The organism is Marinobacter koreensis, from assembly GCF_023156285.1.
Classification (GTDB): domain Bacteria; phylum Pseudomonadota; class Gammaproteobacteria; order Pseudomonadales; family Oleiphilaceae; genus Marinobacter; species Marinobacter koreensis.
On the sequence record NZ_JAKZAJ010000002.1, the window covers coordinates 1 to 16149 of the forward strand.

Consider the following 16149-nt stretch of genomic DNA (forward strand, 5'->3'; position numbering starts at 1 on the left):
CCCTCTTCCCTCAGCGCCTTGCAGGCCTGGGCCCCGGAGTAATCAAACTCGCACGCCTGTCCGATCACGATGGGGCCCGCGCCCAGGATCAGGATGCTCTTGATGTCGGTACGTTTTGGCATGTCTTGGTAAACCTGTCAGCAACTTTTGAATTCTGGCAGCGCAACACGCGGCGCCCGTGAGTTTTCCGTGGCGATCGGTCTCAGGCCGATCGCTCCCCCATCAGGCGGATAAACTCGTCAAACAGCGGGGCCACGTCGTGGGGACCGGGGCTAGCTTCCGGGTGGCCCTGGAAGCTGTAGGCCGGCTTGTCAGTCCGGCGGATGCCCTGCAAGGTGCCATCAAACAGGGACTTGTGAGTCGCCTCGACATTGGCCGGCAGTGTTGCCTCGTCCACGGCAAATCCGTGGTTCTGGCTGGTGATCATCACCGTGCCCCTGGCGATATCCTGCACCGGATGGTTGGCACCGTGATGGCCGTGCCCCATCTTCATGGTCTTCGCACCGCTGGCCAGGGCCAGAAGCTGGTGACCCAGGCAGATACCGAAGACCGGAATGTCGGTTTCGAGCACTTCCTTGATGGCGGTGATGGCGTAATCGCAGGGCTCGGGATCCCCCGGGCCATTGGAGAGGAAAATACCATCGGGATTCATAGCCAGGACTTCGGAAGCCGGCGTCTGGGCGGGCACCACGGTGATATCGCAACCCCGTGAAGCAAGCATCCGAAGGATGTTGTACTTCACCCCGTAATCCCAGGCGACAACCTTGAAGCGCGACTCTGACCGTTCGCCGTAGCCGTTATCAAGATCCCACTCGGTCTGATTCCACTGCCAGACCTTGTCGCAGGTGACTTCCTTGGCGAGGTCCATGCCCTTGAGACCCGGGAAGGCTTTGGCCAGCTCCAGAGCGCGTTCGGCATTGGCGTTTTCGCCGGCGACAATGGCACCGTTCTGGGACCCTTTATCCCGGAGGATGCGAGTCAGGCGACGGGTGTCGATGTCAGCAATTCCAACAATGTTGTTTTTTCGCAGGTAATCGTCGAGGCGACCCTGGCTGCGCCAGTTGCTGGCCACCAGAGGCAGATCCCGGATGATCAGGCCGGCGGCCTGGATGCGGTCGGATTCGATATCCTCTTCGTTCACACCGGTGTTACCAATGTGCGGATACGTCAGGGTGACGAGCTGACGGGAATAGGACGGGTCGGTCAGGATTTCCTGGTAGCCGGTCATGGCGGTATTGAACACCACTTCACCGCTGGTTTCTCCGTCAGCGCCAATGGCGGTGCCGTAGAAGAGGCTTCCGTCTGCGAGTGCAAGGATTGCTGGTGTGCTCAAGGCTTGTATCCTCATCGAGTGGCGGATAAGTTCGTCACGAACAGGAACGCAAGCGCAAATTCAGGTCGCAAAAAAGCGAGAGGGAGTAGAGACTCCGTCCCGCTTTTCATAAAACTCTTAAAAGCTTCTCAAAGCTACGCTTGGTGCAAATAAATCGCCTTATTGTAAGAAATACGGCGCTTTCTGTCCACGGATAATCACGCTTTGAGGTTGAGTACATCCTGCATGTCGTAGAGGCCTGCGGGCTTGTCCTGCAGCCAGAGCGCCGCACGCATCGCACCCTTGGCGAAGGTCATACGACTGCTCGCCTTATGGGTCACCTCGATGCGTTCGCCCTCGGTAGCGAACAGTACCGTATGGTCACCCACCACGTCGCCGGCACGAATGGTCTCGAAGCCGATTTCCTTGCGGGTACGCTCGCCGGTAAAACCTTCACGGCCGTAGACCGCGCATTCTTTCAGGTCGCGCCCGAGGGCATCGGCGACCACCTCACCCATACGCAGGGCCGTCCCCGAGGGGGCATCTTTCTTGTGCCGGTGATGGGCTTCGATGATTTCGACGTCGTAGTCGTCGCCCAGTGTTGCGGCGGCGGTGCGAAGCAGGTTGAGCACGACGTTGACGCCAACACTCATGTTGGGCGCAAACATGACCGGCACCGATTCCGCCACAACCGCCAGCTGCTGCTTCTCGGCATCGCTCATACCGGTGGTGCCGATGACCATCCGCTTGTCATGCTTGCCGCAGAATTCCGCGTTTTCCAGCGTCAGATCCGGGAACGTGAAGTCGATGAGGACCTCGAAGTCGTCCCGGACCTGATCCAGACTGTCGACCATCTTCACACCGGTTTTGCCGATACCGGTCATTTCACCAGCGTCGGCACCAACGAGGCTGCTGCCCGGCTCGACAATTGCCGCGCCCAGCTCCAGCCCTTCGGTGCCGTCAACCGCTTCGATCAGCACTTTCCCCATGCGCCCGGCGGCGCCCATGATTGCTACCCGCATGTCTGCTCTTCCTTACTTGGCTGAGGCTCAGAATTTCATTTCGTCAAAGAAACTTTTCACACCTTCAAACCAGGAGGTTTTCTTCGGCGCATGATGGGTACCGTTGTTGCCATCCAGTGTCTGCTGGAACTCTTCAAGCAGCTCTTTCTGGCGTTTCGTGAGGTTCACCGGTGTTTCGACAATGACGCGGCACAGCAAGTCGCCTGCCGGACCACCGCGAACCGGGCTGACACCCTTGTTGCGCAGGCGGAACAGTCGGCCGGTCTGGGTTTCGGGCGGAATCTTGAGCTTCACCCGACCATCCAGGGTGGGCACTTCCAGTTCGCCGCCCAGGGTGGCATCCACGATACTGATCGGCACCTCGCAATAGAGATTGCGACCGTCACGGGTGAAAATCGAGTGTTCACGCACCGCGATCTGGACATACAGGTCGCCAGGCGGACCACCGTCCACACCCATCTCGCCCTCGCCGGACAACCGGATGCGATCGCCGGTATCCACGCCGGGCGGAACCTTGACCGAAAGTGTTTTCTCTTCCCGCACACGACCCTGGCCGTGACAGACCTTGCACGGATCCTTGATGATCTGACCAGCCCCACGACAGGTCGGACAGGTCTGCTGAACGGCGAAGAAGCCCTGCTGCATGCGAACCTGACCCATACCCTTACAGGTACCACAGGTTTCAACACCCGAGCCCTTGGTCGCGCCGCTGCCATCGCAGGCCTCACATTCACGGTGCCCGGGAATGGTGATCTGGACGGTTTTGCCTTTGACCGCCTCCTCCAGATCCAGCTCAAGGGTGTATCTCAGATCCGCGCCACGGGTGTTTCGGCCACGACCACCGCCACCAAAGATATCCCCGAACACATCACCAAAGATGTCGGAGAAGCTGGCGCCACCGCCACCGAAGCCGCCCCCGGCCTGACCATCAACGCCGGCATGGCCGAACTGGTCATAGGCAGCCCGCTTGTTGGCGTCCGCCAGTACTTCGTAGGCTTCGCTGGCCTCTTTGAATTTATTCTCGGCATCGGTGTCGTCCGGGTTACGGTCCGGATGGTACTTCATGGCGAGCTTTCGGTAGGCTCGCTTGATTTCCTTCTCGTCCGCATCCCGGGAAATTCCGAGAATTTCGTAATAATCGCGCTTGGCCATGCTTCAAAACCCTGTTTTTATAACGCGGAAAACGCGGGGAGTTCCCCGCGTTTTCCAACTACCTGATGTACTTCGGATTTACTTCTTGTCGTCGTCTTTGACTTCTTCAAACTCGGCGTCGACAGCGTCATCCGCAGACTGGGACTGGGCGCCTTCCTGGCCGCCGGCCTGCTGCGCCTGCTCGCCCTGCTCCGCGTACATCTTCTGAGCCAGCTCCGAGGACACCTCGGTCAGCTTCTGGGTCTTGGTCTCGATGGCTTCCTTGTCGGAACCCTCCAGAGCTTCTTCCAGGTCCTTGATGGCCGCCTCGATGGACTCTTTCTCGCTGTCGCTGACCTTGTCACCAGCCTCGCTCAGAGTCTTGCGAACGGCGTGGACCATGGCGTCGCCCTGGTTGCGTGCCTGTACCAGCTCCTCGAACTTGCGGTCTTCCTCGGCATTCGCCTCGGCATCGCGCACCATCTTCTCGATTTCGTCATCGTTCAGGCCGGAGGAGGCCTTGATCACGATGGACTGCTCCTTGCCAGTGGCCTTGTCCTTGGCGGACACGTTGAGAATGCCGTTGGCGTCGATGTCGAAGGTCACTTCGATCTGCGGTACACCGCGCGGTGCCGGCGGGATGTCCGCCAGGTCAAACCGGCCCAGAGATTTGTTCTGGGTAGCCTGCTTGCGCTCACCCTGTACCACGTGGATGGTTACCGCGGTCTGGTTGTCTTCCGCTGTGGAGAAGGTCTGCGACTTCTTGGTCGGAATCGTCGTATTCTTCTCGATCAGCGGCGTGGCCACACCACCCATGGTTTCGATACCCAGGGTCAGCGGCGTCACATCCAGCAGCAGGACGTCTTTCACGTGACCGGAGAGGACAGCCGCCTGGATGGCAGCACCCATGGCAACAGCTTCGTCCGGGTTCACATCCTTGCGCGCTTCTTTGCCAAAGAACTCTTTCACCTTCTCCTGCACCAGCGGCATACGGGTCTGACCACCAACCAGGATAACTTCGTCAATTTCAGACGCCTTCATGCCCGCATCCTGAAGCGCCACTTTACAGGGCTCAAGGCTGCGCTGTACCAGCTCTTCCACCAGGGATTCGAGCTTGGCACGGGTCAGCTTGACGTTCATGTGCTTCGGACCGGAGGCATCTGCAGTGATGTACGGCAGGTTCACGTCGGTCTGCTGGCTGCTGGACAGCTCGATCTTGGCCTTCTCGCCAGCTTCTTTCAGACGCTGCATGGCCAGGGAATCACCGCGAAGGTCGATACCACTGTCCTTCTTGAACTGATCTGCGAGGTACTCGATGATCTTCAGATCGAAGTCTTCACCACCCAGGAAGGTGTCACCGTTGGTGGCCAGCACTTCGAACTGGTGCTCGCCGTCCACGTCCGCGATCTCGATGATGGACAGGTCAAAGGTACCACCACCCAGGTCATAGACAGCCACGGTACGGTCACCGCTCTTCTTGTCCAGGCCATAGGCCAGGGCTGCAGCGGTCGGCTCGTTGATAATACGCTTCACTTCCAGACCGGCGATCTTGCCCGCGTCCTTGGTTGCCTGGCGCTGGCTGTCGTTAAAGTAGGCCGGAACGGTGATAACCGCTTCAGTCACTTTCTCGCCGAGATAGTCTTCTGCAGTTTTCTTCATTTTCTTCAGAACTTCTGCAGACACCTGCGGCGGAGCCATCTTCTGGCCTTTCACTTCAACCCAGGCATCACCGTTGTCCGCCTTGGTGATCTTGTAAGGCACCATCTTGATGTCTTTCTGAACAACGTCGTCCTCAAAACGACGACCGATCAGACGCTTGATCGCGTACAGGGTGTTGTCCGGGTTGGTCACCGCCTGCCGCTTGGCAGACTGCCCAACCAGGGTCTCGCCATCTTCGGTGTAGGCGATGATGGACGGGGTGGTGCGATCACCCTCGGCGTTTTCAATAACCTTTACCTTGTCGCCATCCATGATGGCCACGCAGGAGTTTGTCGTTCCCAGGTCGATACCAATAATCTTGCTCATCGAATCACTCCAAATCTTCTGAATGCTTTTTCCGGAACCGCTGCCCGGCTTTTTCGCTATTTACTCGCTATATTGGCGCTTTATTCGCCTTTTCAAGCCTGCTCATCAACTTTCGGCGCACCTTCGGCCTTGGCCACCATCACCATGGCGGGCCGAACCACCCGGCCGTTCAGCAGATACCCTTTCTGCACAACGGCGACCACGCTGTTGGGCTCGGCATCCGGCGCAGGCACCATGGACATGGCCTCATGCTGCTGGGGATCGAACGGCTCGCCAACGGGGTTGAGCTGCTCAACATTGAATTTCTTCAGGCTGTTCATCAGGAGGTTCAGCGTCATCTCAACGCCTTCGCGGATCGAGGCCACAACGTCGCCGGCGTCCTGGTGCCCTTCGGCACTTTCGACTGCCTTCTCCAGGCTGTCAGCGACCGGCAGCAACTCCTTGACGAATTTCTCCAGAGCAAACTTGTGGGCCTTTTCCACATCGATCTCCGCACGGCGGCGAACATTCTGCATTTCCGCCTGGGAGCGCAGCATCTGCTCCTGAAATTCCTGAACCTGGGCTTTCAGCGCCTCTACTTCGGACACCTCGCCTTCGGACGCTTCCGCGTCTTCCCGGGCCTGCGCCTCCTCAGCGGCAGCCTCGGTTGCTTCCTTCAGTTCGTCTACCTGCTCGTTGCGCTTTTCGTCAGTGCTCATGACTACTCCTGCTAGATCTTCAGCGGCCAGTATCGGGGCCGGTTGAAATGAACTTCCGACCGACGCAAGCCGGAAAACTGTGTTTGCGAACCGATATGGGGCCCGCTCGGCAGGTTTCAACCACCTGATGGATGCAATATTGAAGAATTTGACGCGAGCCAATTTGCAAACCCGAAAAACCCTGTATATATTCACAGTCACTGTATGCAATTACAGTGGTTCCAGAAACTGCATTCGAAATCCGCGAGCGGAGGTCAGTCATGCTCACACAGCTAACCGTATCCAACTACGCCATTGCCGAACGCGTAGAACTGCAATTCAGCAAAGGCATGACGGCATTGACTGGCGAAACCGGGGCGGGCAAATCCATCGTACTGGACGCGCTGGGGCTTGCCATGGGCGGTCGGGCTGACGCCGGCGCCGTCCGTCATGGCGCAAAACGGGCCGACATAACGGCCACGTTCGACGTCGCCACGATTCCCGAAGCCTCGCAATGGCTCGAGCAACACGAGCTGGACGACGATACCGATTGCATCCTGCGCCGGGTGATCAGCAAGGATGGGCGCTCCAGGGCCTATATCAATGGCCAGCCCTGCCCGCTTGCACACCTGAAAGAACTTGGCGGCCTGTTGATGGACATCCACAGCCAGCATCAGCACCAGTCCCTGCTCCGGAAAGACACACACCGGAAACTGCTGGACGAGTTCGCCGGTGTCGAAAACCTCGCCGCCGAGACGCGTGACGCCTGGAAGGCCTGGCAACAGACGCGGCAACGCCTGACCGAGCGTCAGCAGAATGCCGAGGAATCGGAAGCGAAACTGCAACTGCTGCGTTATCAGGTGGAAGAACTCGATCGCCTGGCCCTTGAAGCCGACGAACAGGCCGAGCTGGAGCAGGAGCAAGCCCAGCTCAGTCAGGCGGACACCGTTCTGCACAGCAGTCACCAGGCGGCGTTGCTCTGTACCGAGGATGAAACCAGCGCCTCCGATCTGGTCCGGCAGGCCCTGCAGCAACTGGAGCAGCTCCCGGTGGATGTCCCGGCCCTGGCCGATACCATCCAGATGTTGAATGACGCCCAGATCCAGATTTCCGAGGCCGGCGACAACCTGCGCCGGTTCGTCGAGGATTATGAGGCCGACCCGGCTCGCCTGGCCGAAGTCGAGGAACGCCTCAGCGCGATTTACCAGATGGCCCGGAAGCACCGGATCACCCCGGAGGAGCTTCCAGACCTGCACCAGCGACTGACGGCAGAACTGGCAGAGCTGGACGGTGGCGCCGGCAGCCTGGAGCAACTTGAGGCAGAACTGGACAGCTTGCGCGCCGATTACGACCAGCTCGCAAACCGGCTCAGCGACGCCCGGCAACAGGCAGCGGTCGAGCTGGACCAACGCATTGCCGAGGAACTGGCCCAATTGAGCATGCCGTCGGTTCAGTTTGTCACGCACCTGAGCCGCCACAGCGAAGAGCCTGCCGCCCACGGCATGGAAGACATCGAATTCCTGGTCAGCGCCAACCCCGGCCAACCGGCCCGGTCGCTGGCCAAGGTGGCGTCAGGGGGCGAACTGTCTCGCATCAGCCTCGCCATCCAGGTTGTGGTGGCGCAAACCTCCACCACGCCCACACTGGTGTTCGACGAAGTAGACGTCGGGATTGGTGGCGGTACCGCCGAAGTGGTGGGGCGACTGCTTCGAACCCTGGGCAACAACGGTCAAGTGCTTTGCGTCACCCACCTGCCCCAGGTTGCGGCCCAATGCCATCAGCACCTTTTTGTGAGCAAGTTTACCGACAAGGAGGCCACGTTCTCGAAAATTGAGACGCTGGATGATCAGGGAAGGATTTCAGAAGTCGCCAGAATGCTGGGCGGTGTGGACATGACGGAACAGACCATCGCGCATGCCCGGGAGATGTTTTCAAAGGGACAGGCCACTCATCACTGAGCCGGCCACCTGCCAAACAGGTTCCTCTACCCCTCTCGATCCTGAGAGCTGTTGGGGCAGACACGTTGTCTGCCCCTTTTTTTGGCCGGCTGACCGGCGCCGTCAGTCGTTTTCGGTTTGCTTGATGGGCCTGACGTACAGAATCAGACTGTGATCGACGATCTCATATCCGTGTTCTTCGGCGATCTTTTTCTGGCGCTCTTCGATCATCTCGTCAACGAATTCGATCACTTCCCCGGTCTGGGTACACACCATATGATCGTGATGATCATCACCCGCCATCTCGAACACCGCATGCCCGCCTTCGAAGTTATGACGGAGCACCAGGCCAGCCGCTTCGAACTGGGTCAACACCCGGTATACCGTCGCCAGACCCACGTCATCTCCCTGCTCAAGCAACTTTTTGTAGACGTCCTCGGCACTGAGGTGATGCTCCCGGGAATTCTCAAGGATATTGAAGATCTTGACCCTCGGCAGGGTAACCTTCAGACCGACTTTTCGTAATTCGGCGTTTTCAGATGACATGTTACTATTCGCTCTTTGGTGTGCCTAACGGCTTCCGGTATGATGAAGCCGCCACATTCACGGTGTTACCGTGTCACATCTGCCTCCGGCAGGCGGTTTCAAGATAGAGGATTTCCCACGGCGATGCAAAAGCTCACAGCTCTCATTCTCACTCTCTTTATTGCCGGCTGTGCCTTCCCCGGCGTTTACAAAATCAACGTCCAGCAAGGCAACATTGTAACTGACGAAGAGCTGACCTCATTGACCGAAGGCATGCCTAAAACACAGGTGCGCGCCCTGCTCGGCACCCCCCTGATGCAAAACCCGGTCGATCCTTCGAGGGATTATTATGTTTACACCTTTCAGAAGGCCGGAGGCGAAATCAAGGAACAGCGCCTGATCGTCTACTACGACAACGACCAGTTTTCGCACTACGAAGCGCAGCTTCTGGACGACACCCCCGCTTACTGAAGGGGGTCAGGCGGTTTTCTTTTTGGCGCGATTCAGTCGCGCCTGTTTGGGATCGATCTTGAGCGGGCGATACAGTTCAACGCGATCCCCTTCCCGCAACTCATGCGCCGCCGGGTCCTTGACCACCTTCCCGAAGATACCCATGTCGCTGCTCTCGGGGTCGACCTCCGGAAACAGAGACGTGATGCCAGAGAGCTTCACTGCCTCCAGTGCCGTGGTGCCATCGGGAACGTCCAAAGGGACGATTTCCTGTTTATCGGGCCGGGCATAGGCGACTTCGACGTGCATTATGCGTTCTCCCTCCGGTAAAGCTCATCAGCTCGACGACAGAACGCGTCCACCATGGTATTGGCCGCCTGACTGAACACCGTGCCGAAGGTCATGCGCGACAGTGAGCCGGAAAATTCGAACTCCAGGCTCAAAATCACCTTGCACGCATTGTCATCCAGGGGTTTGAAATGCCAGCGCCCGCTCAGATTCCGGAAGGGTCCATCGACGAGGTTCATCTCGATTACCTCCGGCATACGTAGCTGGTTCCGCGTGGTCAAGCGGTGGCGGATCCCCCCTTTGGCAATTTCCAGCGACGCGGTAATGTGCTCGCCGGTCTCGTCAACGATTTCGGCATCGGCGCACCAGGGCAGAAATTCCGGGTAGCGGGCGATGTCGTTGACCAACTCGAACATGCGCTCGGCCGAGTGCATTACAAGGGCGGTTTTATCAATCTGGTGGGCCATGAGCTCCCGTCGTCCTAATCACATAAGCCTGAATCAGACACTATGATAAAGGATGTCGTCCTGTTTGGGGGCATTTTCATGGGGAGAGCGCTTCGCAGGCGCCGTGCCGGGATCGCCCGAGCCCTCGCTCGGAGGCGATGTGACCGGTACCGGAGGCGCCTCTTCGGGGGCCGGATTGTCAGGAACGTCATCTGCTTTCTTTTCCACGGCCGGCGAGTGGGTTTCGGAGACCACCGGTTCCGCCTGCCCACACCACAGCCTGCCGGTGCTTCCCTGGCAGAGGCTGGACAGGGAGAAAAGAATGTACGAGATGCCTATGTAGGCCACCACCACTGGCAGCACCAGCCGCATGACCCAGTACCAGATACTCGCCACCGGTCGGGGCGCCCGCCCGATCAGTGACAGTGCCAGCCGACGGGTCAGACACCAGCCGGTAAACAGCGCAACCAGGCTTGCAACCAGGGGAATCAGCAGACCGCCACTGAATAACTCCAGCCAACGGAACACCGTCGCGCCCGCGAATCGGATCTCCGCCCAGAGGTTGAAGGAAAGCAGCGATACCAACCCTGCCAGCCAGACCATGAGACCAACCAGCAGCGAGGACACCCCCCGAGGTGCCCCGGTCCATTCCCTGAACCATCCGATCACCGGCTCCATCAGCGCCACCGAGGTGGTCCAGACCACCAACACCACCATCAGAAAGGCCACCGCAATCAGAACCTGGCTTCCGGGCAATGCCGCGAGATTGACCGGCAGCGAGATGAACAGCAGACCAAAGCCGCGAGCGCTGTCGGCTTCCGCACCGGCAGCCGACAGCGAATACACCATCAGTCCCGCCACGATAGCCACCAACGTATCCATCAGGACCACCGCCAGAAGCGAACGTTTCAACGCCGTATGCGAGGTAGTGTAGGCACCAAAGACCGTCCAGACACCCATCCCGAGGCCCAGCGTAAAGAACGCCTGGAACAGGGCGGCCTTCACACTGCCGGCCGTCACATCCGCAGGGTGCCAGCCGAGGATCTGATCCACCGCATCGTTCATGTGCCCCTGCCAGAGCGACAGGACAAACAAACCCGCCAGCAACAGCAGGGTGCCCGGGACCACCACGCGCATGGTGCGCTCAATGCCGCTGACGACACCTTGCATGGACACCCAGACCACGAGAATGACGAAAAACGTATACCAGGCAACAAATCGACGGTAATGATCCGGGTCTGATACCAGACCGGAGAGGACCCCGCCGGCATCGCCCATGCTGGCGCTGGAGAACTCGCCCATAGCCCCGAAGAATACGTAGGCCAGCGCGATGGCTCCGAACACCAGCGTATAGGACAGCACCAGGAAGGCGGCCAGAATGCTCAGACGGCCGGCAAACATCCAGAGCCGGGAGGCCCGGGCGCCCCGGATGAGCCCGTCGAGTGCCAGCACAATGCCATGGCGGGAGTAACGCCCGAGAGAGGCCTCCGTCACCATGAGTGGCAAGGTAATCAGCAACAGGCACGCAAGATAGATGAGAATGAACAGACCGCCGCCGTGACGGCTGGCCAGGTAGGGAAACTGCCACAGGTTCGCCAGCCCCACCGTCGCGCCCACGGAGGCCCAGAAAAAGGTGGATTTGCGGGTAAAAGACCCGATGGCAGTCTGGTACGGCGTCGACATGCAATTCCCTGATAAAGACTGGGGGGTCATTGTAGCCGATGCCATCATACGCGCACCCCGACTTACAGACTATTGCGCCGATTTCGTGACCGGTCTGGCACTCCTGAGCTACAATGCGCGCTTCGCCGGGCCCGACCGCCCGGCCATTCGTACACTAATCCGACCCCGGATCACTGGTTCATGAGCAAGAAGAAACCCGGAACGCCCAGCAGCACCATTGCGCTGAACAAAAAAGCGAAACACGAGTATCACATCGAGGAACGCTTCGAGGCCGGCCTCTCGTTGCTCGGCTGGGAAGTGAAATCCCTGCGGGCCGGCAAAGCTCAGCTGGTGGACGCCTATGTGCTGCTCAAGAACGGCGAAGCCTGGTTGCTCGGCGCCCATATCACGCCTTTGAGCACGGCCTCCACCCATGTCATTGCGGATCCGACCCGGACCCGAAAGCTGCTGCTCCACAAAAAAGAAATCGCCAAGATTCTCGGCAAGGTGAACCAGGCCGGCTTCACCTGCATTCCGCTGGCACTGTACTGGAAGAAAAACAAGGTGAAGTGCGAGATTGCCCTCGCCAAGGGTAAAAAGCAGTTCGACAAGCGCGCCACGGAAAAAGAACGCGACTGGAACCGTCAGAAGCAGCGCATCCTGCGCGAAGCCAATACCTGAACCTGATTCCGGCCCAACAACCCTCAGCCTGACGCCAGTCAAGTGCGGCGCCCGTCATGTGTCGCATACTGGTCCTCTTTGCGAAGCTGTTCGCCAGTCCTATACTCACTGGTCCGAGGAGAATGCTGTCCCACGGTTTCGCCACCGGATGCGTAGCAAAGGGAGGGCTTATGCCATCTGATCTGACCCCGATGTCATCGGTTGACCGTGCCTGGCTGAGAATGGACACGCCCCAGAATCCCATGATGATCTGTGGGGTGTGGACGCTGGAAAAGCCCATTTCCATGAAACGTCTCCGGAACACACTTGAGAAGCGATTCCTGTGTTTCGACCGGTTCCGGCAACGGGTTGTGGACAACGGGGACCGGGCTTACTGGCAGTTTGATCCCCTGTTTGACCTGGACAACCACCTCCACCAGATCGCATTGCCTGGCAAGGCCGACAAGGCCGAACTCCAGAAACTGGTCAGCGATATGAACAGTACCTCGCTGAATTTCCGGCAACCGCTCTGGCAAATGCACTACATCGACAATTATCAGGGTGGTGCCGCCCTGCTGATCCGCATCCATCATTGCATTGCCGACGGTATTTCACTGGTCCGGGTCATGCTGTCGCTGACCGACAAGACGCCCGAGCCGAAGCTGAGCAGGGTCGCGTTAAAGCATCGGTCAAAACCGCGCCAGAGATCCGCGATCCAGACATTGCTCCATCGCGCGGTGGACAACGTTCAAGTCGCCACCGATCAGGCCAGGCTGTTTATCCAGTCGGTACGGGAAGAACCCAACTACCCTCTCAAACTGGCGTCGACCGCCGGCGATGTGGCCTTCGACCTGGTCAAACTCGGCCTGGCCCCGTTTGAGCCCAAAACCGGGCTGAAAGAACCCCTCTCCGGACGCAAACAGGTAGCCTGGGCAGATCCTCTGGACCTGGCAGAAGTCAAAGCCTGCGCCAAGGCACTGGGCGGTACCATCAACGATGCCCTGCTCTGCACCGTTACCGGCGCTCTGCAGCGGCATTTCGCAGCGCACAAGGAAGCCATTCCCGATTGCGGAATCCGCGTTGCCGTTCCATTCAACCTGCGGCCTCTTGATCAACCCATCGAAACCCTGGGCAACCAGTTCGGCCTGGTGTTGGTGACCCTCCCGGTGGAAGTGATGGACCCGCTCATGTGCTTCCAGCAGGTGCAGGAGAACATGAACCGGTTGAAGCGCTCCTATCAGGCCCAGGTTACCTACAGCCTCCTTGATTTATTCGGCCGCGGCCCCGACATTCTTGAACGCCGGGCACTGGACCTGCTCAGCAACAAGGCGTCTGCCGTGCTCACCAACGTGCCGGGCCCCAAAGAGGCCCTCTACCTGGCTGGCAGCAAGGTGACCCAGCCCATGTTCTGGGTACCCCAGAGTGGCACCATCGGCATCGGCATGAGCATTCTCAGCTACGCGGGCACCGTTCAGTTTGGCATTACCGTCGACAAAGCCATCCATGCCGACCCCAATGCCGTGATGGACTACTTCCGGGAAAGCTTCGACGCCTTGCGCCACGCGGCCCTTGCCGGCCGACAGGATGCCCTCACTCGCGAGGCCAGTTGAGAGGTATAGGTATAAATCTCACGAATAACCCTTGAAGTCCGGCAATCCGGACACATATACTGGTTATGCAAGGGGACGACTTGGCTTCGACGCCGGTGACGAACCCTTGGGTGCATGTCGAGATGGCAGCGAATCTCGTAAATCCAAAGCTGCTTTAAAATAGTCGCAAACGACGAAAACTACGCACTGGCGGCGTAAGCCGTTCCAGTCGTCCTGGCTGAGGCGCCTATAACTCAGTAGCAACATCCCAGGACGTCATCGCTTATAGGCTGCTCCGCTACCCAGAGCTCACTGGTTAGCGGCTAAGATTAAAGAGCTCGCCTCTTGCACCCTGACCTTCGGGTCGCTTGAGGTTAAATCAATAGAAGGACACTAAGCATGTAGACCTCAAGGCTGAGTGCTGGCGGACGCGGGTTCAATTCCCGCCGTCTCCACCAAATTTAGGTTTCTCCGGAACACCCCGGAACCCAAAACCTCCTCAAAAGCCCCGCCAGTCGGGGCTTTTTTTCGTTTTAGCCGTCCAAATTATTCCAACGAGTTCCGCTGGAATCCGCATATTTTTGTGGGTAAATTTGTGGGTAAAGATCGGGCCTACCCACACTGGCCCGCGTCCATACCCACAACTAAAGCGGACAGCCATGAGCAGAGCGGCCAACAAGCTAACCAACACTGCAGTCAAGAACGCCACGACGGAGGGCAAGGCACAGCGCAAGCTTGCAGACGGTGGAGGGCTGACCCTAGTGGTGAAGCCAGAATCGAAAGTGTGGTGGCTCCGGTACCGTTACGACGGAAAAGAGAAAACTCTTACCCTCGGAGCATACCCACAAACCTCACTCAAGGAAGCAAGGGCCAAGCGCGACGAAGCAAAGCAACTGCTGACTGAAGGGATCGACCCCGTTACCCACAGGGCTACCCACAAAACCAAGCGGGTAGAAGCCACCGCCAACACCTTCAAGGCCGTGGCAACCGAATGGCTGAAGGAGGTACACCAGAAAGCCGTGGTAGAGGAACACTACAACCGGAACGTTCGCCGCCTGGAGCAACACGCCTTCCCCAAGCTTGGCCGCCGCCCTATCAGCGAGATAGAGCCATCCGACATCCTGACGACATTGCGGGACGTAGCGAAGACTGGCCGGGTAGAAACAGCCCACCGGGTAAAAACCTTAATTAGTCAGGTATTCCGCTACGCAGTGAGCACAAGCCGAGTCCAGCGAGACATGACCGCAGACCTCCAAGGCCTGTTGCCGGCTTCGCAAACAAAACACCACGCAGCCGTGGTGACTCCTGACGAGATTGCCGACCTCCTGAAGCGAATTGATACCTACTGGGGCACCCCAACCGTCTGCATGGCTTTGAAGTTATCACCCTTGCTTTTTTTAAGGCCTGGAGAGCTTCGCACCATGAAGTGGGAGCAGATCGACTGGGAAGCCGCCACCTGGACAACTGAGCGCACCAAAAACGGAGAGCCACTGGTAGTGCCGCTCGCACGCCAAGCCATCGAGCTGCTGAATCAAATCAGGGAAGTTAATGGCAAGTGGGAGTGGGTGTTCCCAGGCGGCCATAGCAAGAACAAACCCATGAGCAACAACGCAGTCAGAACAGCCCTAACACGGCTGGAGCTGCACGGCATCATGTCTGCCCACGGATTCAGAGCCATGGCCCGAACCGTTCTTACCGAACGTTTGGGCTTCAGAGCCGAGATTGTAGAGATGCAGCTGGCCCACCGAGTGAAGGATATGCACGGCAGAGCCTACAACCGGACAACCTGGCTACCTGAACGCCAGGCCATGATGCAGCAATGGGCCGACTACCTGGACAACCTGAAGAAACCTGACAACAACGTGACACCAATTCACAAAACCGCCAACTGAGATAACACGGAGACGTTATGAATACGAACACCAGCAACGCAGAAATCAGAGCAAAATTGATGGATGCCGAGGCCATCCTTCTGCACCTCTCCAACGCAGAAAAGCTGCTGCAACAGGACTCCCCCGAAGTATTGGTTACCGCACTGGCAGAGAAAGCACAATCACTCGTGTCAGAAGCAAGCGAAGCCCTTGAACTACAAAATAAGGCAAGTTGACGAGCACGCAACACCCACTGCAGAAGTGTTGCGCAACGCCCCAACAGTGGAACGCTACATACGCCCCACTATTGGGGAGCTTCTGTTACCAACCCCGTCATCAAAGGATTAACAGGCCGGTTAACACACCAGCCCTGAGAAAAGCGCCCCTTCACCTTTTTAGGCACTCTGCAAACCTCACAGGAAACTATTGGTATCATTGCCGAAAGAGGTTAACACTGGGTTAACACGGTTTTTTCGCATTTCGGAAAAGTCATTCCGGCGCCTCCACATCAGATGCGTTCCATGGTTTGGCTACTTTCGGGAAACACGCAACAC

At 58.3% G+C, this 16149-nt stretch carries 16 protein-coding genes and 1 other RNA gene; 7 read left to right on the forward strand and 10 right to left on the reverse strand.

Annotation, left to right across the window (positions count from 1 at the left end; translation table 11 throughout):
• The 6 genes from MLD04_RS17755 to grpE all read right to left on the reverse strand — a co-directional run.
• Positions 1–122: carbamoyl phosphate synthase preATP-grasp domain-containing protein (locus MLD04_RS17755; protein WP_278351164.1), on the reverse strand; the 122-nt coding region annotated here is incomplete at its 3' end.
• 80 nt (positions 123–202) lie between these two features.
• Positions 203–1333 carry a glutamine-hydrolyzing carbamoyl-phosphate synthase small subunit gene (carA, locus tag MLD04_RS05100; protein ID WP_248155435.1) on the reverse strand — a complete coding sequence of 377 codons (1131 nt, stop codon included), beginning with the start codon at positions 1331–1333 and terminating at the stop codon, positions 203–205.
• A gap of 197 nt (positions 1334–1530) precedes the next feature.
• Complete coding sequence (gene dapB / locus MLD04_RS05105) at positions 1531–2334, reverse strand: 4-hydroxy-tetrahydrodipicolinate reductase (RefSeq protein WP_248155437.1); 804 nt, start codon at positions 2332–2334, stop codon at positions 1531–1533.
• Positions 2335–2361: 27 nt separating this feature from the next.
• Positions 2362–3486, reverse strand: coding sequence for a molecular chaperone DnaJ (dnaJ, locus tag MLD04_RS05110; RefSeq protein ID WP_248155439.1), 1125 nt, complete (start codon positions 3484–3486; stop codon positions 2362–2364).
• 78 nt (positions 3487–3564) lie between these two features.
• Complete coding sequence (gene dnaK / locus MLD04_RS05115; RefSeq protein ID WP_008939490.1) at positions 3565–5490, reverse strand: molecular chaperone DnaK; 1926 nt, start codon at positions 5488–5490, stop codon at positions 3565–3567.
• 92 nt (positions 5491–5582) lie between these two features.
• Positions 5583–6188, reverse strand: coding sequence for a nucleotide exchange factor GrpE (gene grpE, locus MLD04_RS05120; protein WP_248155441.1), 606 nt, complete (start codon positions 6186–6188; stop codon positions 5583–5585).
• 260 nt (positions 6189–6448) lie between these two features.
• Here grpE and recN point away from each other — a divergent pair, with 260 nt between their 5' ends.
• Entirely contained in the window at positions 6449–8125 is a 1677-nt protein-coding gene (recN, locus tag MLD04_RS05125) for a DNA repair protein RecN (protein ID WP_248155443.1), read from the forward strand.
• 102 nt (positions 8126–8227) lie between these two features.
• Here recN and fur read toward each other — a convergent pair whose 3' ends face one another.
• Positions 8228–8650: a ferric iron uptake transcriptional regulator gene (fur, locus tag MLD04_RS05130; protein ID WP_008939493.1), complete on the reverse strand. Its 423-nt coding sequence runs from the start codon at positions 8648–8650 to the stop codon at positions 8228–8230.
• 123 nt (positions 8651–8773) lie between these two features.
• Here fur and MLD04_RS05135 point away from each other — a divergent pair, with 123 nt between their 5' ends.
• Positions 8774–9100 (forward strand): outer membrane protein assembly factor BamE, encoded by a 327-nt coding sequence (locus MLD04_RS05135; RefSeq protein WP_248155445.1) that lies wholly within the window; start codon positions 8774–8776, stop codon positions 9098–9100.
• A 6-nt stretch (positions 9101–9106) separates the two neighbouring features.
• Here the strand turns inward: MLD04_RS05135 and MLD04_RS05140 are convergent, their stop codons facing one another.
• From MLD04_RS05140 to MLD04_RS05150, 3 genes are read right to left on the reverse strand one after another with little or no spacing between them, the layout of a single operon-like run.
• Positions 9107–9388 carry an RnfH family protein gene (locus MLD04_RS05140; RefSeq protein ID WP_248155447.1) on the reverse strand — a complete coding sequence of 94 codons (282 nt, stop codon included), beginning with the start codon at positions 9386–9388 and terminating at the stop codon, positions 9107–9109.
• Positions 9388–9834 carry a type II toxin-antitoxin system RatA family toxin gene (locus MLD04_RS05145; protein WP_248155449.1) on the reverse strand — a complete coding sequence of 149 codons (447 nt, stop codon included), beginning with the start codon at positions 9832–9834 and terminating at the stop codon, positions 9388–9390. The genes MLD04_RS05140 and MLD04_RS05145 overlap by 1 nt, the downstream gene beginning before the upstream one ends.
• A gap of 33 nt (positions 9835–9867) precedes the next feature.
• Positions 9868–11496 carry a sodium-dependent transporter gene (locus tag MLD04_RS05150; RefSeq protein ID WP_248155451.1) on the reverse strand — a complete coding sequence of 543 codons (1629 nt, stop codon included), beginning with the start codon at positions 11494–11496 and terminating at the stop codon, positions 9868–9870.
• Positions 11497–11676: 180 nt separating this feature from the next.
• On the opposite strand from MLD04_RS05150, the gene smpB reads away from it, so the two are divergent.
• The 5 genes from smpB (at position 11677) to MLD04_RS05175 (ending at position 15831) form a co-directional block, all read left to right on the forward strand.
• Positions 11677–12156 (forward strand): SsrA-binding protein SmpB, encoded by a 480-nt coding sequence (gene smpB, locus MLD04_RS05155; RefSeq protein WP_248155453.1) that lies wholly within the window; start codon positions 11677–11679, stop codon positions 12154–12156.
• A gap of 170 nt (positions 12157–12326) precedes the next feature.
• Entirely contained in the window at positions 12327–13745 is a 1419-nt protein-coding gene (locus tag MLD04_RS05160; RefSeq protein WP_248155455.1) for a wax ester/triacylglycerol synthase family O-acyltransferase, read from the forward strand.
• Between the two features lie 71 nt (positions 13746–13816).
• Positions 13817–14182: a transfer-messenger RNA gene (ssrA, locus tag MLD04_RS05165) on the forward strand.
• 201 nt (positions 14183–14383) lie between these two features.
• Positions 14384–15616: a tyrosine-type recombinase/integrase gene (locus MLD04_RS05170; RefSeq protein ID WP_248155457.1), complete on the forward strand. Its 1233-nt coding sequence runs from the start codon at positions 14384–14386 to the stop codon at positions 15614–15616.
• 17 nt (positions 15617–15633) lie between these two features.
• On the forward strand, positions 15634–15831 hold the full coding sequence (locus tag MLD04_RS05175; protein ID WP_248155459.1) for a hypothetical protein: 198 nt from the start codon (positions 15634–15636) through the stop codon (positions 15829–15831).
• The last annotated feature ends 318 nt before the right edge of the window (positions 15832–16149 follow it).

Coding starts and splice junctions, on each gene's coding strand:
- dapB (WP_248155437.1), bottom strand. CDS start 2,334: ATGCGGGTAGCAATCATGGGCGCCGCCGGGCGCATGGGGAAAGTGCTG.
- dnaJ (WP_248155439.1), bottom strand. CDS start 3,486: ATGGCCAAGCGCGATTATTACGAAATTCTCGGAATTTCCCGGGATGCG.
- dnaK (WP_008939490.1), bottom strand. CDS start 5,490: ATGAGCAAGATTATTGGTATCGACCTGGGAACGACAAACTCCTGCGTG.
- grpE (WP_248155441.1), bottom strand. CDS start 6,188: ATGAGCACTGACGAAAAGCGCAACGAGCAGGTAGACGAACTGAAGGAA.
- recN (WP_248155443.1), top strand. CDS start 6,449: ATGCTCACACAGCTAACCGTATCCAACTACGCCATTGCCGAACGCGTA.
- fur (WP_008939493.1), bottom strand. CDS start 8,650: ATGTCATCTGAAAACGCCGAATTACGAAAAGTCGGTCTGAAGGTTACC.
- MLD04_RS05135 (WP_248155445.1), top strand. CDS start 8,774: ATGCAAAAGCTCACAGCTCTCATTCTCACTCTCTTTATTGCCGGCTGT.
- MLD04_RS05140 (WP_248155447.1), bottom strand. CDS start 9,388: ATGCACGTCGAAGTCGCCTATGCCCGGCCCGATAAACAGGAAATCGTC.
- MLD04_RS05145 (WP_248155449.1), bottom strand. CDS start 9,834: ATGGCCCACCAGATTGATAAAACCGCCCTTGTAATGCACTCGGCCGAG.
- MLD04_RS05150 (WP_248155451.1), bottom strand. CDS start 11,496: ATGTCGACGCCGTACCAGACTGCCATCGGGTCTTTTACCCGCAAATCC.
- smpB (WP_248155453.1), top strand. CDS start 11,677: ATGAGCAAGAAGAAACCCGGAACGCCCAGCAGCACCATTGCGCTGAAC.
- MLD04_RS05160 (WP_248155455.1), top strand. CDS start 12,327: ATGCCATCTGATCTGACCCCGATGTCATCGGTTGACCGTGCCTGGCTG.
- MLD04_RS05170 (WP_248155457.1), top strand. CDS start 14,384: ATGAGCAGAGCGGCCAACAAGCTAACCAACACTGCAGTCAAGAACGCC.
- MLD04_RS05175 (WP_248155459.1), top strand. CDS start 15,634: ATGAATACGAACACCAGCAACGCAGAAATCAGAGCAAAATTGATGGAT.